We start from the raw sequence: 26,197 nt of genomic DNA on the forward strand, positions 1-26,197 counted from the left end.
GCCCCCGCAGGAACCCGCTTGCCCCCGGCCCCGCCGCTCTGTATACGCGCGGTCGGTATCCGCGAGGCACCCGTCCGGTGCGGTCACCATACTGATCCTTATGAGGGAATGCACGCGCCGTCATGAGCCGCCTCGTGATGAAATTCGGCGGCACATCCGTCGCCAACATCGAACGTATCCGCAACGTCGCGCGCCATGTGAAGCGCGAGGTCGACGCCGGCCATGAAGTAGCCGTTGTCGTCTCGGCGATGTCCGGCAAGACCAACGAGCTGGTGGCCTGGTGCACCGAGGCCTCGCCCATGCACGATGCGCGCGAGTACGACGCCGTCGTGGCCTCCGGCGAACAGGTGACGTCCGGCCTGCTTGCCATCGTGCTGCAGGGCATGGGCATCCAGGCCCGCTCCTGGCAGGGCTGGCAGATACCGATCAAGACCAGCGACGCCCATGCCTCGGCCCGAATCGAGGACATCGACGGCAGCGAGATCATCAAGCGCTTTAGGGAGCGCAAGGAGGTCGCGGTGATCGCCGGCTTCCAGGGCATCAACCCCGAGACTGGTCGCATCACCACGCTCGGCCGTGGCGGCTCCGACACCTCGGCCGTGGCGGTCGCCGCCGCCGTCAAGGCGGACCGTTGCGATATCTACACCGATGTCGACGGCGTCTACACGACCGATCCACGAATCGTGCCGAAGGCCAAGAGGCTCGACAAGATCGCATTCGAAGACATGCTGGAACTGGCCTCCCAGGGCGCCAAAGTGCTCCAGGTCCGCTCGGTGGAACTCGGCATGGTCCACAACATGCCGATTTTCGTCCGCTCAAGCTTCGACAAGCCCGAGGACATCGACCCGCATGCCAACCAGCCGCCCGGCACGCTGATCTGCGGCGAGGAGGAGATCATGGAAAGCCACGTCGTCACCGGTATCGCCTTCTCCAAGGACGAGGCCCAGATCTCGGTGCGCCAGATCGAGGACAAGCCGGGCGTCGCGGCCTCGATCTTCGGCCCGCTGGCGGACGCCAACATCAACGTCGACATGATCGTTCAGAACGTTTCTGAAGACGGCAAGACCACCGACCTCACCTTCACGGTGCCGGCCGCCGACTACACCCGCGCCAAGGACACAATTACCGCCGCCAAGGCCAAGATCGGCTATGCCCGGCTCGACACCGCCACCGACGTCGCCAAGATCTCGGTGATCGGCAGCGGTATGCGCAGCCATGCCGGCGTTGCTGCCCAGGCGTTCTCGGCCCTCGCCAGACGGAATATCAATATCCGGGCCATTACAACCTCCGAGATCAAATTCTCGGTTTTGATCGATGCGGCCTATACCGAGCTTGCAGTGCGCACCCTGCACACGCTCTACGGCCTCGATCAGACTTAGACGAATTTTCTCTTAGCGGTCGCAGCAAACGCGAAGGCGTCCACACATTCGCGTTTGGCAGGCGTTTTGCTTGGCAAAAGAAGCCCCAATTCGCTATACGGCGAACAGGGTTGGCTGCCGAAAACTGTGCCCCAGTTGAAGCGGTGTCGATTCGGCAAAAGCGTCAAGGCTCACTAGATTGAGCTTGGGCCGGCGCCGGACGAGCAGGCTTTGTTGCTTTTCTGGATTTCTGGGCCAGCCGCCGACGACCCTTTCGGGCTCGGCAGACGGAGGAGATTGACGGTTCATGCGGAGCGCGTCGGGAGGTCCCCGCGTCTTATTGAGACGGCTCCGCGAAACCATGGCGGAGCAGGTTTCGGCCCAGGAGCGGCTGGACAAGATCGTGGTGCTGATCGCCGCCAATATGGTGGCCGAGGTCTGCTCGGTCTATGTGCTGCGCGTCGACAACACGCTCGAGCTCTACGCCACCGAAGGTCTCAATCGCGAGGCGGTGCATCACACGGTGCTCAGCGCCCATGAGGGCCTGGTCGGCCTCGTCGCCAGCGAAGCGACGCCGCTCAATCTAAGCGATGCGCAGAGCCACCCGGCCTTTTCGTTCCGCCCCGAGACCGGCGAAGAAATCTACCACTCCTTCCTCGGCGTCCCGATCCTGCGGGCCGGCAACACGCTCGGCGTGCTGGTGGTGCAGAACCGCGCCAAGCGCAACTATGTCGAGGAGGAGCTCGAGGCGCTCCAGACCACCGCCATGGTGCTGGCGGAGCTGATTGCCTCCGGCGAACTATCCGCGCTGGCCCAGCCGGGCCAAGAGCCTGCCGCGCGCCATTCCGCGCAGAAGGTCGGCGCCATCCTGTCGGAAGGCATCGCGCTCGGCCATGTCGTGCTGCACGAGCCGCGCGTGGTCATCAAGGACTACATCGCCGAGGACCTGCCGAAAGAAATCAAGCGGCTCGACACCGCGCTCGCCAAGCTGCGCGCCGATCTCGACCGCATGCTTGAGCGCGGCGACGTCGCGGAGGGCGGCGAGCACCGCGAGGTGCTGGAAGCCTATCGCATGTTCGCCAACGACCAGGGCTGGTCGCACAAGCTGCATGAGGCGGTCGCCACCGGCCTCACCGCGGAGGCCGCCGTCGAGCGCGTCCAGTCCGACACCCGCGCGCGCATGCTGCGCTCGACCGATCCATATTTGCGCGACCGCCTGCACGACCTGGAAGATCTCGGCTACCGGCTGATGCGGCAGCTGGTCGGCCAGGACCACGCGCCCTCCCGCGAGCAATTGCCCGACAACGCCATCGTCATCGCGCGTGCGATGGGCCCGGCGGCGCTGCTCGACTACGACCGCAAGCGCCTGCGCGGCATCGTGCTGGAGGAAGGCACCGCCAATTCCCACGTCTCGATCGTGGCGCGCGCGCTCGGAATTCCTGCGGTCGGTGAAGTCCCGAACGCGCCGGGTATCGCCGATCCCGGCGACGCCATCATCGTCGACGGCACGTCGGGCTCGATCTATGTGCGCCCCTCGCAGGAAATCGAGGCCGCCTTCGCCGAGCGCGTGCGCTTCCGCGCCCGCCGCCAGGCGCAGTACCTCGCACTGCGCGACCGGCCTTGCGTGACCAAGGATGGCCAGAAGGTCGAGCTCATGATCAACGCAGGTCTCGCCATCGACCTGCCCCATATCGAGGACACCGGCAGCGCCGGCATCGGCCTGTTCCGCACCGAATTGCAATTCATGGTCGGCCAGAGCCTGCCGCGCACCAGTGACCAGCTCGCGCTCTATCGCACCGTGCTGGATGCGGCCGGCAGCAAGCCCGTCACCTTCCGCACCCTCGACATCGGCGGCGACAAGGCGCTGCCCTACATGGAAGCGGTGGTCGAGGAGAATCCCGCGCTCGGCTGGCGCGCGATCCGGCTCGGGCTCGATCGGCCCGGCCTGTTGCGCGGCCAAATCCGCGCGCTGTTGCGCGCCGGCGGCGGCCGCGCACTGCGCATCATGTTCCCGATGATCTCGGAAGTCGCCGAATTCGATGCGGCCAAGGCGCTGGTCGAGCGCGAACTCACATATTTACGCCAGCACGGCCACACGCTGCCGGAGCGGATCGACATCGGCACCATGGTCGAGGTGCCCGCCCTGCTCTACCAGCTCGACGAGCTCCTGAGGAAGGTCGACTTCATCTCGGTCGGCTCGAACGATCTGTTCCAGTTTCTGTTCGCTGTCGATCGTGGCAACCCAAAAGTGTCCGAGCGCTTCGACACCATGTCGGCGCCGATCTTGCGCGCGCTGCGCGACATCGCACGCAAGTCCCATGCGGCCAAGAAGTCGCTTTCGCTCTGCGGCGAAATGGCCTCGAAGCCGGTCGGCGCGCTGGCGCTGATCGCACTGGGTTATCGCTCGCTCTCGCTGTCGGCGACCGCCCTCGGCCCGGTCAAGGCCATGGCGCTCGACCTCGACGCCAGGAAGGCCGAAGCCATGCTCGGCCCGTTGCTGGACGCGCCCGCGGGCAGCGTCTCGATCCGGCAGAAGCTGACGGAATTTGCCGAGGCCGAAGGCCTGGCGTTGTAGCGGGCCTGGCGCCGCTTCCGCTCACCTCGCCTCCGCCCGCCCATTTGAGACTGAACCGATGTCGCCACTCCCCGAAGCCAAACTCGACGTCCTGCTCGCGCATCACGCCTCGCTCGAGGCCGAATCGCTCGGCCAGCTCGCCTCCGACCGTTATGTGCAGATCACCCGCGAGCTCGCCGAGATCACGCCGCTGATCGAGGCGGTGAAGACCTATCGTTCCGCAGTCAAGGAGCTCGCCGACACCGAGGCCCTGATCGCCGATCCCGCGACAGACGCCGAGATGCGCAGCATGGCGGAAGCCGAACGCGACGAGCTGACGGCCAGGATCGAGGACCTGGTCCAGAAGATCCGCGTCGCGCTACTGCCCAAAGACGCCATGGACGACCGCAACGTCGTGCTGGAAATCCGCGCCGGCACCGGCGGCGACGAGGCTTCGCTGTTCGCCGGCGATCTGTTCCGGATGTACGAGCGCTTCGCCAGCCTGCAGGGCTGGAAGGTCGAGGTGATCTCGGCCAGCGAAGGCACCGTTGGCGGCTACAAGGAGATCATCGCGGAGGTGCAGGGCCGCGGCGCGTTCTCCAAGCTGAAATTCGAATCCGGCGTGCACCGCGTGCAGCGCGTGCCCGATACCGAGACGCAAGGGCGTATTCACACCTCGGCGGCGACGGTCGCGGTGCTACCGGAGGTCGAGGATGTCGACGTCGACATCAAGAACGACGATCTGCGCATCGAGACCATGCGTGCGCAGGGCGCCGGCGGCCAGCACGTCAACAAGACCGAATCGGCGATCCGCATCACCCACATCCCGACCGGCATCGTGGTGATGATGCAGGACAGCCGCTCCCAGCACAAGAACCGCGCCTCCGCCATGAACATCCTGCGCTCGCGCATCTACGACGCCGAGCGCCAGCGCGTCGACGCCGCGCGGTCGGCCGAGCGCAAGGAGAAGGTCGGCTCCGGTGACCGCAGCGAGCGCATCCGCACCTATAACTTTCCACAGGGGCGCGTGACCGACCATCGCATCAATCTGACGCTCTACAAGCTGCCACAGGTGATCGCGGGGGAAGCACTCGGCGAGCTGATCGACGCTCTGACCACCGAGCACCAGGCCGCGCAGCTCGCCGCGCAAGGCGCGGCGGCCTGACGCGTGAGCAATCCCTTCACCGGACAATCGATCGAGAGTGCACGGCGCACGCTGGCCACACAATTGAGGTCGGCGCAGCGCGACGAAGCCGATCTCGATGCCCGCATCCTGCTCGGTGCGGTGCTCGGCCTCGACCTCACCGGCCTGATCGCGCAGGCCACCCGCTCGCTCACGGATGCCGAGGCGTCGCGGCTCGCGCAGCACGCACAGCGTCGCATCGCCGGCGAGCCGGTGGCGCGCATCCTCGGGACACGCGAATTCTGGGGACTGCCATTTCGTCTGTCCGAAGCAACCCTGGTCCCGCGTCCCGATACCGAGACCGTGGTCGAGCTTGCACTCGAAATCCTTCGCGAGCAGAAGGCAGCTTATCCACCTCGCATCGCCGACATCGGCACCGGATCCGGCGCGATCCTGCTGGCGCTGCTGCATGAGATCCCTGACGCTTTCGGCGTCGCCACCGATCTCAGCCTGACCGCGCTCACAACCGCCAGGGACAATGCCACAGCGCTCGGCCTTGCCGACCGCGCCGCCTTCATTGCCTGCTCCTATGCCGCCGCGCTCTCGGGTCCCTTCGATCTCATCGTGTCGAATCCGCCCTATATTCCATCCGCCGAAATCCCTAAATTGAGCATCGAGGTGCGCGAACACGATCCGCATCTGGCGCTCGACGGCGGCAATGACGGATACGACGCCTATCGCGCCCTGATCCCGCAGGCGAGCGAACGTCTCGCCCCCCGCGGCGCGCTGATCGTGGAGGCCGGACAGGGCCAGGCCGGAAATATTGAAACCTTGATGCTGGCTGCGGCGTTAGTGGTGGACAGGCCACCCAAGGCCGATCTGGCGGGTATTCCGCGGGCCGTTTCGGCCCGAAAAATGCCCCCATAAAAGCCGGAATGGCCTGTAAAAACCTCTTGGAATATCCCGTGGGAACGACTACGTTCCGGTCAACACATCGGTGCCGGCCCCGTAGACCTACGGGCGAAAGCCGGGCTCTCGGGCGAGAGCTTACTGATATAGGTTCCAAGCCGCAGGTCCTGTTGAGCGCGATGGCCAGTGGAGCTGCGCTGCACTCCGACCGCAACGTGAACGAAAGCCTGAATTTGCGCTTGAAGACTTACGCAAGAAAGCTGGGCTTGTTTCGGCAGGCGATATGAATGGGTTCGCTGGCAATGAATGCTGGCGGGTGGGGAACGCGTCTTTGTTGAACGCGACGGTCGACGAACATCGGCAGGGTTCAGGACCCTCTTGCGCGCGGTGCGTGCGAGAGTCGTGAACCGCTGTCACCAGGCCACTCCTAGCAATCAGTAACGCGTGCAACCTTTAGGGCTGGAATTAAAGGCAGGACATGAGAAACGGTCAGAACAAGCAGCGGATGCGCAACCGCAACAACAATAACAACAACAACCGGCGCGGCCAGAACCCGATGACCCGGGTCTACGAGTCCAACGGGCCCGACATCAAGATCCGCGGCACGGCTTCGCACATTGCTGAAAAGTATCTTCAGCTCGCGCGCGATGCGCGCTCCTCCGGCGACCCGGTTGCAGCCGAGAACTACTACCAGCATGCCGAGCATTATTTCCGCCTGATCGCCGCCGCCCAGGAGCAGTTCCGCCAGAACCAGCAGCAGCCGCGCGGTGACGAGCCGACCGCCAGTAACGACGACGGCGAGGACGATGGCGAGAATTTCTCGGCTTTCGGCCAGGAGCCGGGCTTCGTGCCGCAGCCGCCGCAGCAGCCTTTCATGCGCGACCGCGACGGCCAGCGTGATCAGCAGCGCGAGAACCAGCAGCCATATCACCGCGACCAGCAGCAGCCGCGCGAGCACCGCGAACGCGACCATCGTCCGCAACCGCAATACCAGCCGCCGCAACCGCCGAACCAGCCGCAGCCCGTCATTGCCGATGCCGGCAACGTCGATCGCCTGCCCTCCTTCATCACCGGCGCGCAGCCGCAAGTGAATGTCGGCGCGAATGGCGGCCAGGGCGGTTTCGAGGGCGGTGGCGGCAGCGAGCGTTATCCGCGGCGGCGGCGTCGGCCGCATGGCCCCCGCCCCGAGCGCGAAGCCGCGCCGGCGGCATCCAACGACGATCTCGCGCCCGGCGAATGAGCTGGTTGGTTTTCGTAAACTGAATCGTCCCGGCTCCGCCGGGACGATTTGCTTTCAGCTCCGGGTTACCGTCGTCGAGGACGGCACCAAGACGGGCTTCGCCAACGAGGGAATCAGCCGTGTCCGCTCGCGCTTGGCGGGAATCGCGCGGTAGACCTGCTTGGTGGCTTCGACGATGTGCACGCCGGCAAAGGGCAGTGACAGCGCCGCGCCGGCGCGCTCCCACATCTGCGCCGATTTCAAGACCCAGCCGCCGGCATAAGGCGGCATGAACAGCGCCTCGCCCCAGGCGGTCGGCGTGAACCAGGTCTGGCGCAGCAGCTCGGTGATCTGTGAGCGCGAATAGGGCCGGCCGTGGCCGAACGGCGTGCTGTCGGTGCGCGTCCACACCCCACGCCGATTCGGGATCACCGCAATGACGCGGCCGGACGGCGCCAGCACGCGCCAGACTTCGCGCAGCAGCGCAGCCGGGTCGTCCGACATCTCGAGCGCGTGGACCAGGAGAATGCGGTCGACCGCGGCGTCAGGAAGCGGCAGCGAGAATTCATCGACCAGCGAGGCCAGCGCCGGCCGCCCCGTCGGCCATTTCAGGACCCCCTGGGCCGCCGGCATGAACGCGAGGCAGCGCTCCGCGTCCTCGCGGAACAGTCCGAGATAGGGCGTGGGATAGCCGATGCCGAGTACGCGTTGACCCGCCGCGCCCGGCCAGCGCTGCCTGATGCCACGGTTGATCATTTGTCGCGCCACGATCCCGAGGCGGCGGGAATAGAACTCGCGGAGGTCGACGACGTCGATGGTCATGGCGGCAATGTAACATGCGCAAGGCCGCCGCCGCGCGCGGAATATTGCATTGCCTGCGCAACGTTAACGCCATATTTGTCTGGCGGGGCTGAGCGCGATGGAGATGTCATGGCCGCCGAAATTCGTACTTTCACCTGTTTAAGCGACAATTTCGGTTATCTGATCCACGATGAGGAAACCAAGGCGACGGCGTCGATCGACGCGCCGGAGGCAGGTCCCATCCTCAAGGCGCTGGAGCGCGAGGGCTGGCAACTCACCGACATCCTGATCACCCATCATCATGGCGATCATGTCGGCGGGGTCGCCGAACTCAAGCGGAAATTCAGTTGCCGCGTCGTCGCGCCGCACGACAAGACGACGAGAATTGCCGACGTCGATTTGCGTGTCGCCAATGCGGACGTGGTCAAGATCGGCAACCTGCTGGCGCGGGTCGTGGAGACGCCGGGCCACACGCTCGACCACATCTCTTACGTGTTCGACAATGAAAAGACCGTGTTCGCCGCCGATACGCTGTTCTCGATCGGCTGCGGCCGCGTGTTCGAGGGCACCTATCCGATGATGTGGGACTCGCTGTTGAAGCTGCGGGCCCTGCCCGACGACTTCAAGCTCTATTGCGGCCACGAATACACGGCGTCCAACGTCAAGTTCGCGCTCACCATCGAGCCGGACAACGCGGCGCTCCAGGCGCGCGCAGCGGAAGTTGCGAGGCTGCGGGCCGAGAACAAGCCGACCATTCCCGCCCTGCTCGGCGACGAGAAGCGGGCCAACGTGTTCCTGCGCGCCGATGAGCCATCGGTCGCAGCCAGGCTGCACATGAAGGGCGCGGATGCCGCCGCGGTGTTCGGCGAGCTACGCGAGCGCAAGAACAAATCCTGAAGCACAAGTCCTGACGGGGATCGATGCCGACTGCAGCCGAGATCATCGCCCGCCTCGAACTTCGCCCCCATCCCGAAGGCGGGCACTACCGCGAGACGTTTCGCGACCAGACCACGGATAGCAACGGGCGCTCGCGTTCGACCTTGATCTATTTCCTGCTCGCGCGCGGCGAGCGCTCGCACTGGCATCGCATCGATGCAGTCGAAGTTTGGCACTATTACGCCGGCAGTCCCTTGATGCTGCGCATCGCGCACGAGGGCTGCTCGCAGCACGAGGTGCAGCTCGGCACGGATCTCGTGAGCGGCGAGCGGCCGCAGGCCATCGTGCCGGCGAATGCCTGGCAGATGGCGGAAACGACCGGCGAATGGACGCTGGTCGGCTGCACCGTCGCGCCCGCATTCGAGTTCGCGAAATTCGAGCTCGCGCCGCCGGGCTGGGAGCCGTAGGCCCGTTCACTGCTTCCGCAGCACCATGTCCTTCGCCGCGATCAGGCCGCCACCGGCGATCAGGATGGCGGCGATGGCGATGTTGGTGCTGGCTTTCGCAAAGCCGGCAGCGATGAGGAAGCCGGTCGACAATAGCGGCGTCGCATAGGAGGCGGCGCCGAGCACGCGGATGTCGCCGCGCTTCATGCCGATGTCCCAGGCGTAGAAGGCAGCACCGACGGGACCGATGCCGAGCGCGGCCACGGAGAGCCATTGCAGCGCGGTCTCCGGCCAGACCGTGGTTTCGAGCAGAGCATGCATCAGCGCGGCAAGCGCGGCGGTGGCGAGGCAGAAGCCCGCGACCGCGTCGGTCGGAACCGCCTTGAGCCGGCGTGACAGCACCGAATAGCTCGCCCAGACGAAGGCGGCGATGAAGGCCGCGACCAGTCCCGGCACCGCGCCCGACGCGAAGCCCGAGGTGTTGCCGGCCAACAGCAGCACGGTGCCGACAAGTCCGAGCACGGCGCCGGCGATGTGATGCAGGGCGAGCCGCTCGCCCGGCAGGAAGGACGAGAACAGCACGATCAGCAGCGGCCAGAGATAATTCAAGAGGCCGGCTTCTGCCGGCGGGGCGAAGCGCAGAGCAAGGAAATAGAGCGCGTGATAGCCGAACAGGCCGCCGACGCCGACGACCCAGACGACGAGCGGCTGGCGCACGCTGCTTGCCGCCTCGCCGCGACCAATCCAGGTGAGCAGGCCGACGAGACCGCCGATCGCGAAGGTCATTGCGGCGAGCTGGAACGCCGGGATCTTTCCAGTCGCCACCGTCATCACTGACAGCAGCGACCACATCAGGATCGCGGTCAATCCGATCAGCGTCGCGGTGCGGGGAGTCATCGATCAAGGGCTCTGAGGACGCTTATGCCCGGCGCGGAGCCGGGCATTTGCGTCTTCACTATCGCCTTGTCGCGCCTGAGGCTACAGGCTTTTGGCTCAAAAGCCTGCGGCCCTATCAGGCCTGATACTGGCCGCCATTGATGGTCATGGTCGACCCGGTGATGAAGCCGGCCTCGTCCGCCGCCAGGAACACGACTGCCCGCGCGATCTCCTCGGGCTCGCCGAGCCGGTTGACGGGAATCTGCGGAATCACGCTCTTTTCCAAAACGTCCTTCGGCACCGCCTGCACCATTTCGGTATTGATGTAGCCGGGGCAGATCGCGTTGACGGTGATGCCGCCCTTGGCGTTCTCGAGCGCGAGCGCCTTGGTGAAACCGATGTCGCCGGCCTTCGCCGCTGAATAGTTGACTTGCCCGAACTGCCCCTTCTGGCCGTTGATCGACGAGATCGAAATGATGCGGCCGAACTTGCGCGCACGCATGCCCTCGATCACCTGGCGCGTCATGTTGAACAGCGAGCCGAGATTGGTGTTGATGACAGCGTTCCACTGCTCGAGCGTCATCTTGTGGAACGCGGTGTCGCGGGTGATGCCGGCATTGTTGACCAGCACCTCGATCGGGCCGAGATCGGCCTCGACCTTCTTCACGCCCTCGGCGCAGGCGTCGAAACTGCTGACGTCCCATTTGTAGACCGCGATGCCGGTCTCGGCCTTGAACTTCTCCGCCGCAGCATCGTTGCCGGCATAGCTCGCCGCAACCTTGTAGCCCGCCGCCTTCAGCGCCTTGCTGATGGCAGCACCGATGCCCCGCGTACCACCCGTGACCAATGCAACACGTGCCATGTCGTATTCCTTCCCTTGGACTCTTCGGACGTTTCTGACGCGATCGTTTTTTAACTGCGGATTATGCGGGACGTTTGACGGACATCAAGAACAAAACGCCCGGCGTCGAGCCGGGCGTTTCTCTTTAGTCGAGACGTGCGCAGTTGCGAAGAATATTTGATTTGCAACCGCCGCCTTTTTAATCGCGTGCAACGCACTCATTGACGTGTGCAGCGCACGCGCAAGTTAAGGTACGTGTCAGGTTCTTCTCAGTCGCGTGCCAGACACATCGCAATGCCCATGCCGCCGCCGATGCACAGCGTGGCAAGGCCCTTCTTCGAATCGCGCTTCTGCATTTCGTGCAGCAGCGTGACCAGCACGCGGGCGCCGGACGCGCCGACCGGATGACCGATGGCGATCGCGCCGCCATTGACGTTGACCTTGGAGGTGTCCCAGCCGAGGTCCTTGTTGACGGCGCAGGCCTGTGCCGCGAAGGCTTCGTTGGCTTCGATCAGGTCGAGATCACCGACATTCCAGCCGGCCTTCTTCAGCGCGGCGCGCGAGGCCGGGATCGGGCCCGAGCCCATGATCTTCGGATCGACGCCGGCCTGCGCCCAGGACACGATGCGGGCAAGCGGCTTCTTGCCTTCCTTGGCGGCCTGCTTGGCGCTCATGAGCACCACGGCGGCAGCGCCGTCATTGATGCCCGAAGCAGAGCCCGCAGTGACCGTGCCGTCCTTCTCGAAGGCCGGCTTGAGCTTGGCCATCGCATCGAGCGTCGCGCCATGGCGCGGATATTCGTCGGCGCTGACGACGACGTCGCCCTTGCGGGTCTTGATGGTGACGGGAACGATCTCGTCGTTGAACTTGCCGGCCTTCTGCGCGGCCTCGGCCTTCTGCTGCGAGGCGACCGCGAACTCGTCCTGTTGGGCGCGGGTGATCTGCCACTGCCGCGCGACGTTTTCGGCGGTGTTGCCCATGTGATAGCCGTTGAAGGCATCCCACAGGCCGTCCTTGATCATGGTGTCGACCAATTCGAGACCGCCCATCTTGACGCCGCCGCGCAGGTGCTGGGCGTGCGGGGCCATGCTCATGGACTCCTGTCCGCCAGCGACCACGATCTCGGAATCGCCGTTGAGCAGCGCCTGGTAGCCGAGCGCGACCGTGCGCAGGCCGGAGCCGCAGAGCTGGTTGACGCCCCAGGCCGGGCTCTCCACCGGAATGCCGGCGGCGATCGAGGCTTGACGGGCTGGGTTCTGGCCCTGAGCTGCGGTCAGGATCTGACCCATGATGACCTCCGAAACCCGGCCGGGCTCGATGCCGGCGCGCTCCAGTGCAGCCTTGATGGCGATGGCGCCGAGATCATGGGCGGGAAGAGTCGCGAACGCTCCGTTGAAGCTTCCGACCGGGGTGCGGGCGGCGCTGACGATGACGACATCGTCTGACATGGGCATCTCCTGAGGTTGAATGGGGGTAGGCGGGGCTGGGGAAACGGCTCGCCAGTCTCGGTCGGCATCCTGTTAACGTCATTGCGGCATGTCAATCGGCCGGCGGCCGAATTCATGCCGCAGCGCATTCAAAATAGCGTTCTTGGCGCTTTCGCAAGCACGTTTTTGCTCTCCGATTAACCGTGCCGCACAAAACGGTAGCGTGACCCCTTTGAAAATGCTTATTTTGTTGCGTTGCGTACTCTTCCCGCCCTGCGGCATAGCCCGCTGGGTTCCTGTTCTCCGCGTTTGCAAGTGAGAGCCCATGGCGAAATCAGACCAACCCACCACCATCAAGAAATACGCGAACCGCCGGCTCTATAATACCGGAACGAGCACTTACGTGACGCTCGAGGACCTCGCCGCCATGGTCAAGGACGGCGAAGATTTCCTGGTCTACGACGCCAAGACCGGTGACGACATCACCCGCTCCGTGCTCGCCCAGATCATCTTCGAGCAGGAGAACAAGGCCGGCCAGAACCTGCTCCCGACCACCTTCCTGCGCCAGCTCATCCGCTTCTACGGCGACAGCATGCAGATGGTGGTGCCGAAATATCTGGAACAGTCGATCGCGACACTGACGCAGGAGCAGGAGAAGTTCCGCAAGCAGATCGCCAACACGCTGTCCGGCACACCGTTTGCGCCGCTCGAGGAGCAGGTCCGCCGCAACATGGAGCTTTTCCAGCAGACCTTCTCGATGTTCAAGCCCTTCGCCGCGCCCCGTCCGGCGGCCACTCCGGAGCCGGAGCCCGATGCAAATGCCGAGGCGCCGAAGGACAGCAACATCGACGATCTGCGCCAGCAGATGAAGGAAATGCAGGAACGCCTCGAGCGGATGTCGAAGAAGGACGAGTAGGTCTATCCATTGAGCCGGCTCTCCGCGAGCCGGAGGACGCAACATGCCCGATCGACGCGCGCATTGGGATAACGTCTACGCCACCAAGGGCGAAGCCGAGGTCAGCTGGTTTCAGAACAGCCCGGCGACCTCGCTCGCGATGATCAGAGCAGCCAATTTGGACCGCGAGGCCGCCATCATCGACATTGGCGGCGGCGCATCGCGATTAGTCGATGCTCTGTTGCAGGACGGACATCGCGACGTCGCCGTGCTGGATCTCTCCGCCAATGCGCTTGACGTCGCGAAGAAACGCCTCGGCGCAGCCGCTTCAGTGGTTGACTGGATCGTTGCCGATGTCACGACATGGCGCTCAGCAAAGACCTACCATCTATGGCACGATCGCGCAGCGTTTCACTTCCTGACCGAATCCCGCGACAGGGCCGCCTATGTCGAGCGCCTGCGGTCGGCGCTTGCGCCCGGCGGCTACGTCATCATCGCGACGTTCGCGCCCGACGGTCCGGAGCAATGCAGCGGCCTGCCGGTGCAGCGCCATGACAGTTCGAGCCTTTTGGCGGAATTGGGGGCCGAGTTCGAGCTGATCGAGACGCGTAGCGAAATCCACCATACGCCGTGGCATTCGACGCAGGCGTTTCAGTTCAGCCGGTTTGAGCGAAGCCTTTAGAAACGGTGTCATGCCCCGGCTTGCCGCCTTCGCTAAAGCTTCGGCGGCCGAGCACCCTTGAGGCCCCGGCGTAGCCTTGGCGGAGCCGGGACCGGGGGCATCCAGCACGCCGCGCCTATCGAGGAGTCACAACTGTCTCTGGAATACTGGATCGCCAGATCAAGTCGGACGATGACAGCGGAGTAATGGCAGCTACGCCGCCAGCTTCACCGCATGCGCAAAATCCCAATAGAGTTTTCGCGCCCGGGCGTAGAACGGACCCGGCTTCAGTTCGCGCTCGTCGATGCGGACAACCGGCGCGACTTTGGCGAAATTGCCGGTGGAGAAGATCTCGTCAGCAGCGAGGAAGTCGGCATAGCGCAGCGTCTTCTCGACCACGGCGACGCCGTCGGCGCGAAGCAGGTTGATGACGCGCTGGCGCGTGATGCCGTTGAGGAACGTTCCGTTGGGCACGGGGGTGTAGACCACGCCGTCGTTGGCCATGAACACGTTGGAATTGCCGAACTCGGCGACATTGCCGAGCATGTCGAGCATCAACGCGTTCTGGAAGCCGCGCGAGGCGGCCTCAGCGAGCGCGCGCGAATTGTTCGGATAGAGGCAGGCGGCCTTGGCCTCGACCGGCGCGCATTCGGCGGTAGGCCTGCGAAACGGCGACAGCGTGATGGCGTTGCCGACGGGTTTTGGCATCGGCGCCTCGTAGATGCACAGGCACCAATTGGTAGTCTCGGGATCGAACAGCACGCCGCCGCCCGAACCGTGCTGCGCCCAATACATCGGACGGATGTAGAGCTCGGCGTTGGCCGCAAAGCGCGCAATGCCCTCGCGCGCGAGCGTGAGCCAGGTGTCGGTATCGACCACCGGCTTGAGGCCAAAGTTGACCGCCGATTGATTGGCGCGGGCGACGTGGCGGTCGAGATCGGGCGCCACACCCTCGAACGCACGCGCGCCGTCGAACACGACAGAGCCGAGCCAAGCCGCATGCGTCCGCGGGCCCATGATCGGCACATTGCCGTCCTGCCATTTGCCCTCGAAGAAGGTCCAGCTCGGTGAATATTCGATGGGCTTCCTGATCTCGGCCATGACCGGCCTCCCTGGCGTGATGCCGCATTAACGCGCCACTATTGGTCGCAATTTCTAAATGATTCCCTGCGGGAAGACAGTTACCCTCTTCCCTTGTCGGAGAATGAAAGATCCATGCCGCTCGATCCGCTCGCAAAACGTTTGTTGACCATGATGGCTGCCGCCGCGCCGCAGACACGAAGCCGGCCGAGCGTCGAGGCACGGCGGCAGTCGCTCGCGAAACTGATGCAGTTCGCGCGCGCTGATGCGCCGGATGTGACGACGTCCAATGGCAGGCTGCCGGGTCCTGGCGGCGAGCTGCCCTATCGCCTCTATGCGCCCGCAAGTGCCGGTGAACGCACGCCGGGATTCGTGTTCTTTCACGGCGGCGGGCTCGTCGCCGGCAGCATCGCCACGCACGACCGCATCGCAGCGGCGCTGGCGCATGCGACGGGCTGCCGCCTTGTCTCGGTCGACTACCGGCTCGCGCCCGAACACAAATTCCCTGCCGCCGTCGACGATGCGATCGCCGCCACCGAGTGGGTCGCGCGTGAAGCGCCAACACTCGGCATCGATGCGGAGCGGCTGGTGGTCGGCGGCGATTCCGCCGGCGCCACGCTGGCTGCGATCGTGTGCCAGGAGGCGATGCAGAACGCAGGCCTCTCCATCGTCGCGCAATGCCTGATCTGCCCGGTGCTGGATTTCGAGGAGATCTCGCCGTCACGCGAGGCGTTCGCCGAGGGCCACCTGATCGATCGCGCCACCATGGAAGCCGACCTCGCCGACTATCTGCCTCAGGGCTTGGATGCCGCCGATCCCCGCATCTCGCCGCTACGCGCGACACGGCTCGCGGGCCTGCCGATGGCGATCATCCATACCGCCGAATTCGACCCGATGCGTGACGAAGGCAATGCCTATGCGCGCAAGCTGCTGACCGCGGGCGTGGTCGTCGAGCACACCTGCCATGACGGCATGATTCACAATTTCCACGCCATGGGCGCCATCCTGCCGCAGGCGCAGCTCGTGCTGTCGCAAATCGGCGAGCAGGTCAGGCGAGCGGTGGAGAGATAGAACGCCAATCACACCCGCGCGTCGAGCACGGCCCTGGCTGCCACGACATATTCAGGCCAATGTGCATCAGCGTAAAGTTCGGCCTGTCGTGCACAGCTGACGTCGGGTGCATGCGCGGCCGCGATCATGCGCGCATAGCGCTCTTCCGCGACCGTCGTATCCTCGGTGGCAGGCTTCGGCGCGGCGGCCACCGCGGTCGGAGCGATAGCAAGCCCAGCCAGACCCGTGAGCAGGATACGGCGTGAGGTGTTCATGGCTTTCATGTCTCTATTGTCCTGCGCAGTGTTTAGTTCGGCCGTAACCGGCGAATGCGTCGCCGTGGCGGCAGCAAAATAGCGTTCGGCATCCGGATGGTCCAGCAGCCGACGGCGCCACTTGCTCGAACGCGCGACCAGCGCACCGGTTCTGTCGCCAAATCGCCGCACCGGGATGAGCCGCGCGCCCGGTTCGATCCGGGGGCTAATCCGGCACCGGCACGTCGTAGGTGTTGAGCGTGACCGAGACCATGCAGTAGACGCCGACGAGATAAGACAGCTCGGCTGCGCCGTGCTCGCCGAACTCCTTCACGGCGGCGCGCCAGGTCAGCTCCGGCAGCACGCCGCCGCCGACCAGCGCCGAGGCCATGTCGTAGGCGACCGCTTCCTGCTTGGTGAGATCGACCGGCCGCTGTCCAGCGACGATGGTCGCGAGCTTCTCGTCGGACAGCCGCGCTGCTCGGCGACCAGCACGTGGGCGTAGAGTTCGTATCCGGAGCGGAAATGCGAGCCGGTGACGAGGATGGCGACCTCGCGCACCGGTGCCGGCAGCAGCGGGTTCGACGCGATCGCCTTGACCAGCTCCCATACCGGCTTGCCGAAGCGCGGCTCGCGCAGCCAGGGATTCCACGGCCCCAGCAGCGCGCCGTCGTCGCGCATGTTCACAAAACCCTTGAAATGGTCCTTGATGCCGGCTCGCATGTCGTCATAAAGCGGCTTCTGTTCGTCGGCCAGATCCTTGGGATCGAGAATGGAAAGGCGCACGGCGGGATCTCCTCTTTGAGAAGATGCGAAGCTCGCCTGCATGCGCGCGCAGGGCAAGTGAAGTTGCTGTGACGGGCGCGCTCAAAACTCCAGCGGCGCGTTGTCGACGACTTCCTTCATCACGAAGAAGGTGCGGGTCTGGCGCACCCCGGGCAGCGCGATCAGCTGCTCGCCATGGATACGGTTGAAATCCTCCATGTCGCCGACACGGATCTTGAGGAAATAGTCGAAATCGCCGGCGACGAGGTGGCAATCGAGCACGAATTTCAGTTTTGTAATCGCCTGCTCGAAAGTGGCAAAACTCTCCGGGGTCGAGCGGTCGAGCACGACGCCGACCATCACCAGCGTGCCCTTGGCCACCTTCTTCGGCGCCACCATCGCGCGCACAGTCGCAATGAAGCCGTCCTCGAACAGGCGCTGGGTGCGGCGATGGCAGGTGGCGGGGCTGATCGCGACGGTTTCGGCCAGCTCGGCATTGCTGAGCCGGCCGTTATTCTGAAGCAATCGCAATATTTTAAGGTCGATACGGTCGAGCCGGGAAGGCATGGAAGAATCTCTCATCTTTAGCGGTCATCACGGCATAAATAGGCGTAATTGATGTCATTTTTGCAAGCAACGGCGCAAGATTGGTGCAGTATTTGAGAGCACCTTTCTTGCAGCAAGTGCTAGTCGCTGCGGCCAGCCCAATGCCAATCGGGATGACCCATGATGCTGAAAAAATTCGCGCGCTATCCGCTCACCTTCGGTCCGACGCCAATTGAGAAGCTTGAGCGGCTATCGAAATATCTCGGCGGTCAAGTCGAGGTCTACGCCAAGCGCGAGGACTGCAATTCGGGCCTTGCCTACGGCGGCAACAAGCTGCGCAAGCTCGAATACATCATTCCCGATGCGATCGCCTCCAACGCCGACACGCTGGTATCGATCGGCGGCGTGCAATCCAACCACACCCGCATGATCGCGGCGGTCGCCGCCAAGCTCGGCATGAAGTGCCGTCTGGTGCAGGAAGCGTGGGTACCGCACGAGGACGCCGTCTATGACCGCGTCGGCAACATCATGCTCTCGCGCATCATGGGTGCCGACGTGCGCCTGGTCGACGACGGCTTCGACATCGGCATCCGCAAGAGCTGGGAGCAGGCGATCGAGGAGGTGAAGGCGGCGGGTGGCAAGCCTTACGCGATTCCGGCCGGCGCCTCCGTGCACAAATTCGGCGGCCTTGGCTATGTCGGCTTCGCCGAGGAAGTGCGCAAGCAGGAGAAGGAGCTCGGCTTCAAATTCGACTACATCGTCGTCTGCACCGTCACCGGCTCGACCCATGCCGGCATGCTGGTCGGCTTCGCCGCCGACGACCGCGCCTGCAAGGTGATCGGCATCGATGCGTCGTTCACGCCTAGCCAGACGAAAGCCCAGGTGCTCGAGATTGCGCAGAACACCGCAAAGCTCGTCGAGCTCGGCAAGGAGCTCGTCCCCGACGACGTCGTGCTGATCGAGGACTATGCCTATCCCGCCTACGGCGTGCCGTCGGAAGAGACCAAGGAAGCGATCCGCCTCACCGCGCGGCTCGAAGGCATGATCACCGACCCCGTCTACGAGGGCAAGTCGATGCAGGGCCTGATCGACCTTGCGAAGAAGGGCTATTTCGAGAAGGGCGCGAAGATCCTGTACGCCCATCTCGGCGGCGCGCCCGCGTTGAACGGGTATGCCTATGCGTTCCGGAATGGGTGAGGTGGCGCAGATCCCGCCACATACACGGCTGTCGTCCGGACAAGCATGAGCACAGATCCGGCACCGAGAGCCACAGGGTCGCGTTGGGCGAAGACTACTCGCTAGCTCGCCCTGACGATCTGCAACAGCTCGTCGCCGTAATGCTCGAGCTTCTTGTCGCCGATCCCGGGCACGTTGCGGAGTTCATCCAGCGTCGTCGGCCAGGCCCGAACGATGCCGTCGATGGTGGCATCGTGCAGCACGACATAGGCGGGCACGCCGCGCTCGCGGGCGACGTCGGAACGCCAGGAGCGCAGCCGCGCGCGCAATTCGGGATCGATGTCGCCTTGCGGCGCGCTCGCCGCGGGTGCGAGGTCGCCGCGGCGCGATTTGACCCGTCTCGAACGGATGCGGGTGCCGGGCGCCTCCTCGCGCAGCCACACTTCCGTTTCGCCGCGCAGCACGCCCCGCGAAGAGTCCGTCAGCTTCAACGCGCCGAATGCTTCGCTGTCGCTCTGCAAATGCCCCATTGCCACTAATTGCCGCAGTACCGTGCGCCACTGCTTTTCGTTGAGCTCGCGGCCAATGCCGAACACCGACAGCTTGTCATGGCTGAACTGCATCACCTTCTCGGTCAGGCGCCCGACCAGCACGTCGATCAAATGCATTGCCCCGAAGCGTTGGCCGGTGCGGTAGACGCAGGACAACAGCTTCTGCGCCAGCACCTTGCCGTCACGCATTTTCGGCGGCGTCAGGCAATTGTCGCAATTGCCGCAACTCTCGGCCATCACGATCTCGCCGAAATAGGCGAGCAGCCGCCGACGCCGGCAATGCGGCGTCTCGGCAAGGCCGACCAGCGCGTCGAGCTTACCGATCGAGACGCGCTTGAATTCGTCGGAAGCGTTCGACTCGTCGATCATGCGGCGCTGCTGCACGATGTCGGAGAGGCCGTAGGCCATCCAGGCGGCGGAGGGCTTGCCGTCACGGCCGGCGCGCCCCGTCTCCTGATAATAGGCTTCGATGCTTTTGGGCAGATCGAGATGGGCGACGAAACGCACGTCAGGCTTGTCGATGCCCATGCCGAACGCAATGGTCGCGACGATGACGATGCCGTCCTCGTTGAGAAAGCGGTCCTGATTCCGGGAGCGCACGCTGCTGTCGAGGCCGGCATGATAGGGCAGCGCGGCCATGCCTGCGTCTTGAAGCGCGGCAGCGACCTCCTCGACGCGGTTGCGGGACAGGCAATAGACCACGCCGGCATCGCCCATGTGGCGCTCGCGGATGAACTCCTTCAGCTGAGACACCGCATTGCGCTTGTCGACGATCTCGTAGCGGATGTTGGGCCGGTCGAAGCTGGAGATAAATTGCGGGGACCCGGCAAGCTGAAGCCGCTCGACGATTTCCTTGCGGGTCAGATCGTCGGCGGTCGCGGTCAGCGCGATGCGCGGGACATCGGGAAAGCGCTCGGCGATGACGGACAGACCGACATATTCGGGCCGGAAGTCGTGGCCCCATTGCGAGACGCAATGCGCCTCGTCGATCGCGAACAGCGCCACCTTCGCCCGCGCCAGCATCGACAGGCAGCGCGGCGTCACCAGCCGTTCCGGCGCGACATAGAGCAGGTCGAGATCGCCCGCGATCAGGCGGCGCTCCACCTCCGAGGCTTCGTGCGGAGTCAGGGACGAGTTCAGCGCGGCCGCGTTCACACCTGCTTCGATCAGGCCCGCAACCTGATCGCGCATCAGCGCGATCAGCGGCGAGACCACGATGCCGCAGCCTTCGCGCAGCAGTGAGGGGAGTTGATAGCAGAGCGACTTGCCGCCGCCGGTAGGCATCAGCACAAGGCAATTGCCGCCTTCGGTCACGTGCCGGATGATCTCACCCTGCGCGCCGCGGAACCCCGGCAGGCCGAACACCGAATGCAAGACCGACAGCGCGTCGCGGCCGTTGGCCGGAGCAGACAGCGGAGCGGTCGAAGGAGAGGACATGGGCGTGAGGACATTGAGCTTTCGGTCAACGCCAGTCGCACGACCGAGCGGGCATGGCAAGACCGTTTGCGCGGCAGGGTATAGTGTTCCCCTCTCCGCTTTTGAGAGAGGCTGGCTCGCCGCATAGTGAGGGGTCTCTGACCGCGCATTCGATGAGACTTGTTTCGCGGCGACATACCCCTCATGCGGCCCTTCGCGCCACCTTCTCCACAAGAGGAAAAGGGAAGAACAGCCGCTATGCTCCGATCCTTCGCAGCGCCTCCGCGACGGTCAGGATCGGTACACTGCGCTTCTCGGCCGCCTTCAGCGCATGGCGCATCAAATGCGGCGTGCAACCATAGGGGCTCGGCCGGTCGGCGACGTCATGGCCGTACAAGATCAGCCATCCGCCGCTTGCGACCGCCTCGTCGAAATAGCGATCGATGCCTGTCGTATCGATGTCGCGGTCGATCAAGGGCGAAGCACGCAGGAACTGAAGGTCGATGACGCCGTGATTGACGCCGGGAAGGATGCCGCGCGCCGAACGGTAGGCTCTTGCAAGCTGCGGCTTGCGCCAAACCGAGGCGAGACCATACGGATAGGCGAAGTTCTCCAGCATGATCGAGGAATCGATGCTGCGGAAATGGTCGCGATTGCGCTCGATCTCGCGTTCCATGGCGGCTTCGTCGAGATCGACCGCGCTCTGGTGCGAGAAGGTGTGGCAGGCAATCTCGTGGCCGGCGCGGTGAAGCCGCACGATCGCGTCGTTCGACAGGCCCTGCCAATGATCCGACGGCTGATCGATCAGGCTGCCCGAGAGGTAGAATGTGCCGCGGCCGCCATGTTGCTCCAGGAGTTCGGCACCCTCCCCTGCAGCGCTATCTGGGGCATCGTCGAAGGTGAAGCTCACCATCGGCGCGCGCGCAGGCAACCGGTGCGGCGCGGCGCGGAAATGCCGAGCCAGCCGATTGCTCACGCGTCCCTGGAATGCCGACCACACGCTGCGTTTCCCGTGATTCCGTATGCGCTACTGAAACATTCGCGCGCTGGTTGAGGCAAGCCTAACGCTCGGGTAATCCTAACATGGAGCCAACACCCTTCGGCTAGCACGCAGGGACCGATACGTCGGCATCCGTATCGAGATATTGCAGCCAGTTCCGGAATAACGCTGCCGCTGCGGTACCGGCGGCGATATCGACGCGCAAATTCAGCGCAGGCAATTCGTTGGTGAGCGCGGGATGGCGCTGGTGCCGTGCCTGTTTCTCGAAGCGGGCCAGCTTCTCTTCCGTCGCTGCGTCAAAATAACTCACGGGCAAGTTCGGATAATTCTCGCGCTCACGGGCGAGATAGCGACCGACGTCGCGCAGATATTCGCGCTGGAGCGACAGCGCGTCATATTCCGGGTGGCCCTGGAAGAACACGAAGCGGCTGGCATATTGGCGGACAAAGACGTCGACGCCGGCCTCTTCCGAGCGCGTCAGCACCCGGTACCCGGCTTGCACGAGCTCGCTCTCGGCGATCTCGTTCAGGCGCGAATGCGAGACCTTGAGCGGCATAGGCGCACCGCGCGTCAGCGGATCGTTCGTCACGGCTTCGCAGTCGAAGATGCCGTGACATTTGGCCGGCAGCCGCCGTCGTTCGATACGGTCGAGATGCAGCACCGCCGCATGCGCGGCGAGGCACGACCAGATCGTCGAGCGCGTGTTGACCTTGGCCCAGTCGATCAGCTCGGTCAGGTCGCGCCAGTACGGCTCCTGGTCGAGCTCGGGCGCGACCGGCTCGGCGCCGGTCACGATCAGCCCATCGAATTGACGGCGCCCGAGATCCGCAAGATCGGAATATTCGCTCTCGATATGCCACTTGGCGTCCGGCGAGCGCTTCACCGAAGGAAGCGAGAAGCAGTGAAAGCGGATGCGGCGCGAGCCTGCGGCCGCTTGGAGCAGCTTCATAAACTGCCGCTCGGTCGCCTTCAACGCCGGGTCCGGCACGTTGTTGATCAGCCCGATGGTCAGCTCGGCGCCGCGATCACGCGCGAGATCACCTTCGGCCGGCACCAGGGCCGGGCTTGATATGACTTGATCCCTGTCGATCAAGATCGTCATCGGCGCCGCCGCCTACTCCGCGGCCTGCAGATGCGACGACGGACAGCCTTTTCCAGCGCCTGGTCGATGTCCTCGATGATGTCTGCGGAATGCTCGATGCCGATCGACAGGCGGATCGTCTCCGGCAGCACGCCCGCTATGCGCTGCTGCTCTGCCGACATCTGCCGGTGCGTCGTCGACGCCGGATGGCAGGCCAGCGACTTGGCATCGCCGATATTGACGAGGCGCGTGATCAGCTTCAGCGCATCATAGAAGGTCTTGCCGGCTTCCATGCCGCCCTTGATGCCGAAGGTGAACAGCGAAGAGGCGTTGCCGTTCAGATATTTCTGCACCAGCGGATAATAGGGGCTGTCCGGGAAGCCCGTGTAATTGACCCAGGCCACCCGCGGATCGCCACGGAGGAATTCGGCGACCTTGCGGGCGTTCTCGACGTGGCGCTCCATGCGCAGCGCCACGGTTTCGATGCCCTGGAGCAGCAGGAAGGCATTGAAAGGCGAGAGCACCGAACCCATGGTGCGCTGATAGACGCTGCGCGCGCGTTCGATGTAGGCGGTCCTGCCGAACCGCTCGGCATAGACGAGGCCATGATAGGACGCATCCGGCTTGTTGTAAGCCGGGAAGCGGTCGGCGTGTTTCCCCCAGGGGAAGTTTCCGGAATCGACGATGGCGCCGCCGAGCGTGGTGCCGTGGCCACCGAGGAACTTGGTCAGGGAATGCACGGCAATATCGGCACCGTAGTCGAACGGCTTGAGCAGAATCGGGGTCGCGACCGTGTTGTCGACGATCAGCGGCACGCCATGCGAATGCGCGATTTTCGCCAGCGCCTCGATGTCGCAGACATTGCCGGCGGGGTTGCCGATGGTCTCGGCGAATACGGCACGGGTATTCTCGTCGATCAGTTTCTCGATCGCCTCGGGCTTATCGCTGTCGGCGAAGCGGCCGGTGATGCCCTGCCGCGGCAGGATGTGGGAGAGCAGCGTGTGTGTGGTGCCGTAGAGCTGCGGCACCGAGACGATGTTGCCGCCGTGATCGGCGACATTGACAAAGGCGAAATGCAGCGCCGCCTGGCCGGTCGCAACCGCAAGCGCGCCGACGCCGCCTTCGAGCTGAGCGATTCGCTTCTCCAGCACCGCGCTGGTCGGATTTGCGATGCGGCTGTAACGAAAGCCCTCGGCCTCGAGATTGAAGAGCGCCGCGCCATGATCGGCGCTGTCGAACGCATAGGCTGCGGTCTGGTAAATCGGCACGGCGACGGCGTGCGTTGTGGCTTCCGGTTCGTAGCCGGCGTGAATAGCGATCGTCTCGTTGCGCATCGTGCCACCTCCGCGTGGAGCGGGCCGCACTTATCGGCCTGTATGAGGCGCGTGCGTTGTCCGCCATCCTCCTGTTAGAAGGGGGTGGTAAAGCGGACAATAATTCGCCTAGAGATCGAGGAAGTAACCCTAACGCTTGTTGGCGATGTGGCCAGAATTCGGGTTAAACTGGATTAACGAATTGACGAGGTTGCCGCGCCAGCGGCGTTACTTTTCCCTTCTCCCTTGGTTTTGCGTACCGCATAGGGGACAAAGGGTGCACCGTCAACGCGTCGACAGCCTGCCTAGCTTCAGGCCATCGTCTCCCACAATCGATGAGCGAGCACGCCGGCGCGCTTCTCGATCGCGGCCGCGGCATCGAGCGCGAGATCCTCGCGATAGCGCCCGGCAATGAGCTGCACGCCGATCGGCCTGCCGTCATGCACTGCCACCGGAACTACCGCGCCAGGCAGGCCCAGCACGTTAATCGCGGAGATGAAGCGGATCTCGCCCCAGAAGATCTCGCGCACGCGCTCGGGGCTGACGGTATCCTCGCGCGGGCCCGGCGTCGGCTTCACCGTGGTCGGCGCCAGCACGACCGGATACTCCTCAAAGAACAATTGCCAGGCGCGGATGTGGCCGTTGCGCGCGGCCGTCGCCTGCATCCAGGCTTTGAGATCGAGCACGTTGGCCTTGGTCTTCATGCCGCCCCAGGCCTTGTGAAAATCCTCGGACGTAACCTTCAGCATGCTGGCTTCCTGCATCACAACGGTCTCGTTGGTGATGATGTCGCACCAGGTCTGCCAGACGCCGTTGATGTCGGGCACCTCGACCTCGCTGACGCGATAGCCGGACCGCTCGAGATGATCCGCGGCCTGGCGCAGCGCCGCGGCAACCTGCGGCTCAACGTCCATGTCATCGGGGATCTTGGCCAGCGCAACCTTGATCGGCCCCTTTGGCTTCGGCCCGACGAGCGGCGCCGGCACCCACCAGGGATCGCGCGGATCGCGTTGGCTCATCACCTCCAGGGCGAGACGAACGTCGGCGACGTGGCGGGCGAGCGGCCCCTGCGCCGACATCAGATGCGCCAGCATCGGCCGCTCGGCGGTGGCGCTTCCGTTGAAAGCGGGGATCCGTCCCTGCGTCGGCTTGATGGTGGCAACACCGTTGCAATGCGCCGGCCAGCGCAGCGAGCCGCCGATGTCGTTGCCATGGGCGATGGTGCCGATGCCGGCCGCCACCGCCGAGCCTGCGCCGCCCGAGGAGCCGCCGCAGGTGATGTTCGGATCCCAGGGGTTCAGCGTCAGCCCGTGCAGAGGATTGTCGGTGAAGCCGCGGAAGGAGTATTCCGGTGTGTTGGTGAGCCCGATCACGATCGCGCCGGCCTTTTTCAAGTTGCGCACCACGGGGGAATCCGACGGCGCGATGAGGTCCTTGTTGGCGGGAACGCCGTTGAAATTTGGCCGCCCTTCGTAGTCGACATTTTCCTTGATGGTTACAGGCACGCCATGCAGGAGGCCGAGCTCGCCGCCCTTCGCGCGCTGCCTGTCGGCCGCATGCGCCGCTTTTAACGCCTCTTCGGAGAGATCGACGACGACGGCGTTCAGCCTCGGATTGACGGCGCGCATGCGTTCGAGATGCGCTTCGACCGTCTCGACGGCGGAGATTGCGCCGGAGCGGATCGCAGCCGCGGTCTCGACCGCCGACCATTGCCAAGCCGGCCCCTTGGGACGGCGCGATGAGGCCGGCTTGAGCCGCGTGGCTTTCTTTGTCTTCTTCGCAGCGACGGCCTTGCGGCTTGTGCTTTTCTTGCTGGAGGTCTTTACCGGTTTCTTCGAAGCCGTTTTCTTCTTGGTCGTCGCCTTCGCCACGTCGCATCTCCTGAAATTGCGCCGTAGACGTTACGAATGGCGAAAGGACGTGTACAGGTGCGTTTTCTGCATGGCGCGATGGCGCGACGCGGCGAATTGTCCGCGAAC

23 protein-coding genes and 1 pseudogene are annotated in these 26,197 nt (G+C 64.5%); 11 read left to right on the forward strand and 13 right to left on the reverse strand.

Features of this window, described 5'->3' with window-relative positions:
• Positions 1–122 precede the first annotated feature (122 nt).
• The 5 genes from IVA98_RS36420 (at position 123) to IVA98_RS36440 (ending at position 7,184) form a co-directional block, all read left to right on the forward strand.
• Complete coding sequence (locus tag IVA98_RS36420; protein ID WP_247297796.1) at positions 123–1,379, forward strand: aspartate kinase; 1,257 nt, start codon at positions 123–125, stop codon at positions 1,377–1,379.
• A gap of 286 nt (positions 1,380–1,665) precedes the next feature.
• Entirely contained in the window at positions 1,666–3,933 is a 2,268-nt protein-coding gene (gene ptsP, locus IVA98_RS36425; RefSeq protein ID WP_247356907.1) for a phosphoenolpyruvate--protein phosphotransferase, read from the forward strand.
• Between the two features lie 58 nt (positions 3,934–3,991).
• Complete coding sequence (prfA, locus tag IVA98_RS36430; protein WP_247297793.1) at positions 3,992–5,077, forward strand: peptide chain release factor 1; 1,086 nt, start codon at positions 3,992–3,994, stop codon at positions 5,075–5,077.
• A 3-nt stretch (positions 5,078–5,080) separates the two neighbouring features.
• Positions 5,081–5,962: a peptide chain release factor N(5)-glutamine methyltransferase gene (prmC, locus tag IVA98_RS36435; protein WP_247297791.1), complete on the forward strand. Its 882-nt coding sequence runs from the start codon at positions 5,081–5,083 to the stop codon at positions 5,960–5,962.
• Positions 5,963–6,422: 460 nt separating this feature from the next.
• On the forward strand, positions 6,423–7,184 hold the full coding sequence (locus tag IVA98_RS36440; protein ID WP_247276266.1) for a DUF4167 domain-containing protein: 762 nt from the start codon (positions 6,423–6,425) through the stop codon (positions 7,182–7,184).
• Positions 7,185–7,238: 54 nt separating this feature from the next.
• Here IVA98_RS36440 and IVA98_RS36445 read toward each other — a convergent pair whose 3' ends face one another.
• Entirely contained in the window at positions 7,239–7,985 is a 747-nt protein-coding gene (locus IVA98_RS36445; RefSeq protein WP_247297789.1) for a class I SAM-dependent methyltransferase, read from the reverse strand.
• A gap of 108 nt (positions 7,986–8,093) precedes the next feature.
• On the opposite strand from IVA98_RS36445, the gene gloB reads away from it, so the two are divergent.
• Both gloB and IVA98_RS36455 read left to right on the forward strand, forming a co-directional pair.
• Positions 8,094–8,861: a hydroxyacylglutathione hydrolase gene (gene gloB, locus IVA98_RS36450; RefSeq protein ID WP_247297787.1), complete on the forward strand. Its 768-nt coding sequence runs from the start codon at positions 8,094–8,096 to the stop codon at positions 8,859–8,861.
• A 23-nt stretch (positions 8,862–8,884) separates the two neighbouring features.
• Positions 8,885–9,307: a cupin domain-containing protein gene (locus IVA98_RS36455; RefSeq protein ID WP_247297785.1), complete on the forward strand. Its 423-nt coding sequence runs from the start codon at positions 8,885–8,887 to the stop codon at positions 9,305–9,307.
• A 6-nt stretch (positions 9,308–9,313) separates the two neighbouring features.
• On the opposite strand, the gene yddG is transcribed toward IVA98_RS36455, so the two are convergent.
• The 3 genes from yddG to IVA98_RS36470 all read right to left on the reverse strand — a co-directional run bounded on the left by yddG (position 9,314) and on the right by IVA98_RS36470 (position 12,451).
• The gene (yddG, locus tag IVA98_RS36460) at positions 9,314–10,183 is read right to left on the reverse strand and encodes an aromatic amino acid exporter YddG (protein ID WP_247297784.1); all 870 of its coding nucleotides are present in this window, start codon (positions 10,181–10,183) and stop codon (positions 9,314–9,316) included.
• Between the two features lie 115 nt (positions 10,184–10,298).
• Entirely contained in the window at positions 10,299–11,024 is a 726-nt protein-coding gene (gene phbB, locus IVA98_RS36465) for an acetoacetyl-CoA reductase (RefSeq protein ID WP_247276261.1), read from the reverse strand.
• A 248-nt stretch (positions 11,025–11,272) separates the two neighbouring features.
• Positions 11,273–12,451: an acetyl-CoA C-acetyltransferase gene (locus tag IVA98_RS36470; RefSeq protein ID WP_247297782.1), complete on the reverse strand. Its 1,179-nt coding sequence runs from the start codon at positions 12,449–12,451 to the stop codon at positions 11,273–11,275.
• Between the two features lie 304 nt (positions 12,452–12,755).
• On the opposite strand from IVA98_RS36470, the gene phaR reads away from it, so the two are divergent.
• Together phaR and IVA98_RS36480 are read left to right on the forward strand one after the other, a co-directional pair.
• Positions 12,756–13,346 carry a polyhydroxyalkanoate synthesis repressor PhaR gene (gene phaR / locus IVA98_RS36475; RefSeq protein ID WP_247276259.1) on the forward strand — a complete coding sequence of 197 codons (591 nt, stop codon included), beginning with the start codon at positions 12,756–12,758 and terminating at the stop codon, positions 13,344–13,346.
• Positions 13,347–13,389: 43 nt separating this feature from the next.
• On the forward strand, positions 13,390–14,007 hold the full coding sequence (locus IVA98_RS36480; protein WP_247297781.1) for a class I SAM-dependent methyltransferase: 618 nt from the start codon (positions 13,390–13,392) through the stop codon (positions 14,005–14,007).
• 192 nt (positions 14,008–14,199) lie between these two features.
• On the opposite strand, the gene IVA98_RS36485 is transcribed toward IVA98_RS36480, so the two are convergent.
• Positions 14,200–15,087 (reverse strand): branched-chain amino acid aminotransferase, encoded by an 888-nt coding sequence (locus tag IVA98_RS36485; protein ID WP_247297780.1) that lies wholly within the window; start codon positions 15,085–15,087, stop codon positions 14,200–14,202.
• 114 nt (positions 15,088–15,201) lie between these two features.
• On the opposite strand from IVA98_RS36485, the gene IVA98_RS36490 reads away from it, so the two are divergent.
• Positions 15,202–16,137 carry an alpha/beta hydrolase gene (locus IVA98_RS36490; protein ID WP_247297779.1) on the forward strand — a complete coding sequence of 312 codons (936 nt, stop codon included), beginning with the start codon at positions 15,202–15,204 and terminating at the stop codon, positions 16,135–16,137.
• An 8-nt stretch (positions 16,138–16,145) separates the two neighbouring features.
• Here IVA98_RS36490 and IVA98_RS36495 read toward each other — a convergent pair whose 3' ends face one another.
• The 3 genes and pseudogenes from IVA98_RS36495 to IVA98_RS36505 form a co-directional block, all read right to left on the reverse strand.
• Complete coding sequence (locus tag IVA98_RS36495) at positions 16,146–16,391, reverse strand: hypothetical protein (protein WP_247298006.1); 246 nt, start codon at positions 16,389–16,391, stop codon at positions 16,146–16,148.
• 205 nt (positions 16,392–16,596) lie between these two features.
• A pseudogene (locus IVA98_RS36500) lies at positions 16,597–17,156 on the reverse strand (carboxymuconolactone decarboxylase family protein).
• An 81-nt stretch (positions 17,157–17,237) separates the two neighbouring features.
• Positions 17,238–17,702 carry an Lrp/AsnC family transcriptional regulator gene (locus IVA98_RS36505; protein ID WP_247276253.1) on the reverse strand — a complete coding sequence of 155 codons (465 nt, stop codon included), beginning with the start codon at positions 17,700–17,702 and terminating at the stop codon, positions 17,238–17,240.
• A 162-nt stretch (positions 17,703–17,864) separates the two neighbouring features.
• Between IVA98_RS36505 and IVA98_RS36510 the strand changes: the two genes are divergently transcribed.
• Entirely contained in the window at positions 17,865–18,878 is a 1,014-nt protein-coding gene (locus IVA98_RS36510; protein ID WP_247298003.1) for a 1-aminocyclopropane-1-carboxylate deaminase, read from the forward strand.
• A 101-nt stretch (positions 18,879–18,979) separates the two neighbouring features.
• Here the strand turns inward: IVA98_RS36510 and recQ are convergent, their stop codons facing one another.
• The 5 genes from recQ to IVA98_RS36535 all read right to left on the reverse strand — a co-directional run bounded on the left by recQ (position 18,980) and on the right by IVA98_RS36535 (position 26,089).
• The gene (gene recQ, locus IVA98_RS36515) at positions 18,980–20,845 is read right to left on the reverse strand and encodes a DNA helicase RecQ (RefSeq protein WP_247297778.1); all 1,866 of its coding nucleotides are present in this window, start codon (positions 20,843–20,845) and stop codon (positions 18,980–18,982) included.
• 235 nt (positions 20,846–21,080) lie between these two features.
• Positions 21,081–21,824, reverse strand: coding sequence for a polysaccharide deacetylase family protein (locus IVA98_RS36520; RefSeq protein ID WP_247297777.1), 744 nt, complete (start codon positions 21,822–21,824; stop codon positions 21,081–21,083).
• A 103-nt stretch (positions 21,825–21,927) separates the two neighbouring features.
• Complete coding sequence (metA, locus tag IVA98_RS36525) at positions 21,928–22,926, reverse strand: homoserine O-succinyltransferase MetA (RefSeq protein WP_247356911.1); 999 nt, start codon at positions 22,924–22,926, stop codon at positions 21,928–21,930.
• Positions 22,923–24,239: an O-acetylhomoserine aminocarboxypropyltransferase/cysteine synthase family protein gene (locus IVA98_RS36530; protein WP_247356913.1), complete on the reverse strand. Its 1,317-nt coding sequence runs from the start codon at positions 24,237–24,239 to the stop codon at positions 22,923–22,925. The genes metA and IVA98_RS36530 overlap by 4 nt, the downstream gene beginning before the upstream one ends.
• A 290-nt stretch (positions 24,240–24,529) precedes the next feature.
• Positions 24,530–26,089, reverse strand: a complete 1,560-nt coding sequence (locus IVA98_RS36535) for an amidase family protein (RefSeq protein ID WP_247297773.1) — start codon at positions 26,087–26,089, stop codon at positions 24,530–24,532.
• Between the last annotated feature and the right edge of the window lie 108 nt (positions 26,090–26,197).

Origin of the sequence: Bradyrhizobium sp. 160, assembly GCF_023073735.1 — a bacterium.
GTDB lineage: Bacteria > Pseudomonadota > Alphaproteobacteria > Rhizobiales > Xanthobacteraceae > Bradyrhizobium.

What these genes read in the sequence shown, in the direction of transcription:
- IVA98_RS36420 (WP_247297796.1), top strand. Translation starts at nt 123, where the DNA reads ATGAGCCGCCTCGTGATGAAATTCGGCGGCACATCCGTCGCCAACATC.
- ptsP (WP_247356907.1), top strand. Translation starts at nt 1,666, where the DNA reads ATGCGGAGCGCGTCGGGAGGTCCCCGCGTCTTATTGAGACGGCTCCGC.
- prfA (WP_247297793.1), top strand. Translation starts at nt 3,992, where the DNA reads ATGTCGCCACTCCCCGAAGCCAAACTCGACGTCCTGCTCGCGCATCAC.
- IVA98_RS36440 (WP_247276266.1), top strand. Translation starts at nt 6,423, where the DNA reads ATGAGAAACGGTCAGAACAAGCAGCGGATGCGCAACCGCAACAACAAT.
- IVA98_RS36445 (WP_247297789.1), bottom strand. Translation starts at nt 7,985, where the DNA reads ATGACCATCGACGTCGTCGACCTCCGCGAGTTCTATTCCCGCCGCCTC.
- gloB (WP_247297787.1), top strand. Translation starts at nt 8,094, where the DNA reads ATGGCCGCCGAAATTCGTACTTTCACCTGTTTAAGCGACAATTTCGGT.
- IVA98_RS36455 (WP_247297785.1), top strand. Translation starts at nt 8,885, where the DNA reads ATGCCGACTGCAGCCGAGATCATCGCCCGCCTCGAACTTCGCCCCCAT.
- yddG (WP_247297784.1), bottom strand. Translation starts at nt 10,183, where the DNA reads ATGACTCCCCGCACCGCGACGCTGATCGGATTGACCGCGATCCTGATG.
- phbB (WP_247276261.1), bottom strand. Translation starts at nt 11,024, where the DNA reads ATGGCACGTGTTGCATTGGTCACGGGTGGTACGCGGGGCATCGGTGCT.
- IVA98_RS36470 (WP_247297782.1), bottom strand. Translation starts at nt 12,451, where the DNA reads ATGTCAGACGATGTCGTCATCGTCAGCGCCGCCCGCACCCCGGTCGGA.
- phaR (WP_247276259.1), top strand. Translation starts at nt 12,756, where the DNA reads ATGGCGAAATCAGACCAACCCACCACCATCAAGAAATACGCGAACCGC.
- IVA98_RS36480 (WP_247297781.1), top strand. Translation starts at nt 13,390, where the DNA reads ATGCCCGATCGACGCGCGCATTGGGATAACGTCTACGCCACCAAGGGC.
- IVA98_RS36485 (WP_247297780.1), bottom strand. Translation starts at nt 15,087, where the DNA reads ATGGCCGAGATCAGGAAGCCCATCGAATATTCACCGAGCTGGACCTTC.
- IVA98_RS36490 (WP_247297779.1), top strand. Translation starts at nt 15,202, where the DNA reads ATGCCGCTCGATCCGCTCGCAAAACGTTTGTTGACCATGATGGCTGCC.
- IVA98_RS36495 (WP_247298006.1), bottom strand. Translation starts at nt 16,391, where the DNA reads ATGAACACCTCACGCCGTATCCTGCTCACGGGTCTGGCTGGGCTTGCT.
- IVA98_RS36505 (WP_247276253.1), bottom strand. Translation starts at nt 17,702, where the DNA reads ATGCCTTCCCGGCTCGACCGTATCGACCTTAAAATATTGCGATTGCTT.
- IVA98_RS36510 (WP_247298003.1), top strand. Translation starts at nt 17,865, where the DNA reads ATGCTGAAAAAATTCGCGCGCTATCCGCTCACCTTCGGTCCGACGCCA.
- recQ (WP_247297778.1), bottom strand. Translation starts at nt 20,845, where the DNA reads ATGTCCTCTCCTTCGACCGCTCCGCTGTCTGCTCCGGCCAACGGCCGC.
- metA (WP_247356911.1), bottom strand. Translation starts at nt 22,926, where the DNA reads ATGACGATCTTGATCGACAGGGATCAAGTCATATCAAGCCCGGCCCTG.
- IVA98_RS36530 (WP_247356913.1), bottom strand. Translation starts at nt 24,239, where the DNA reads ATGCGCAACGAGACGATCGCTATTCACGCCGGCTACGAACCGGAAGCC.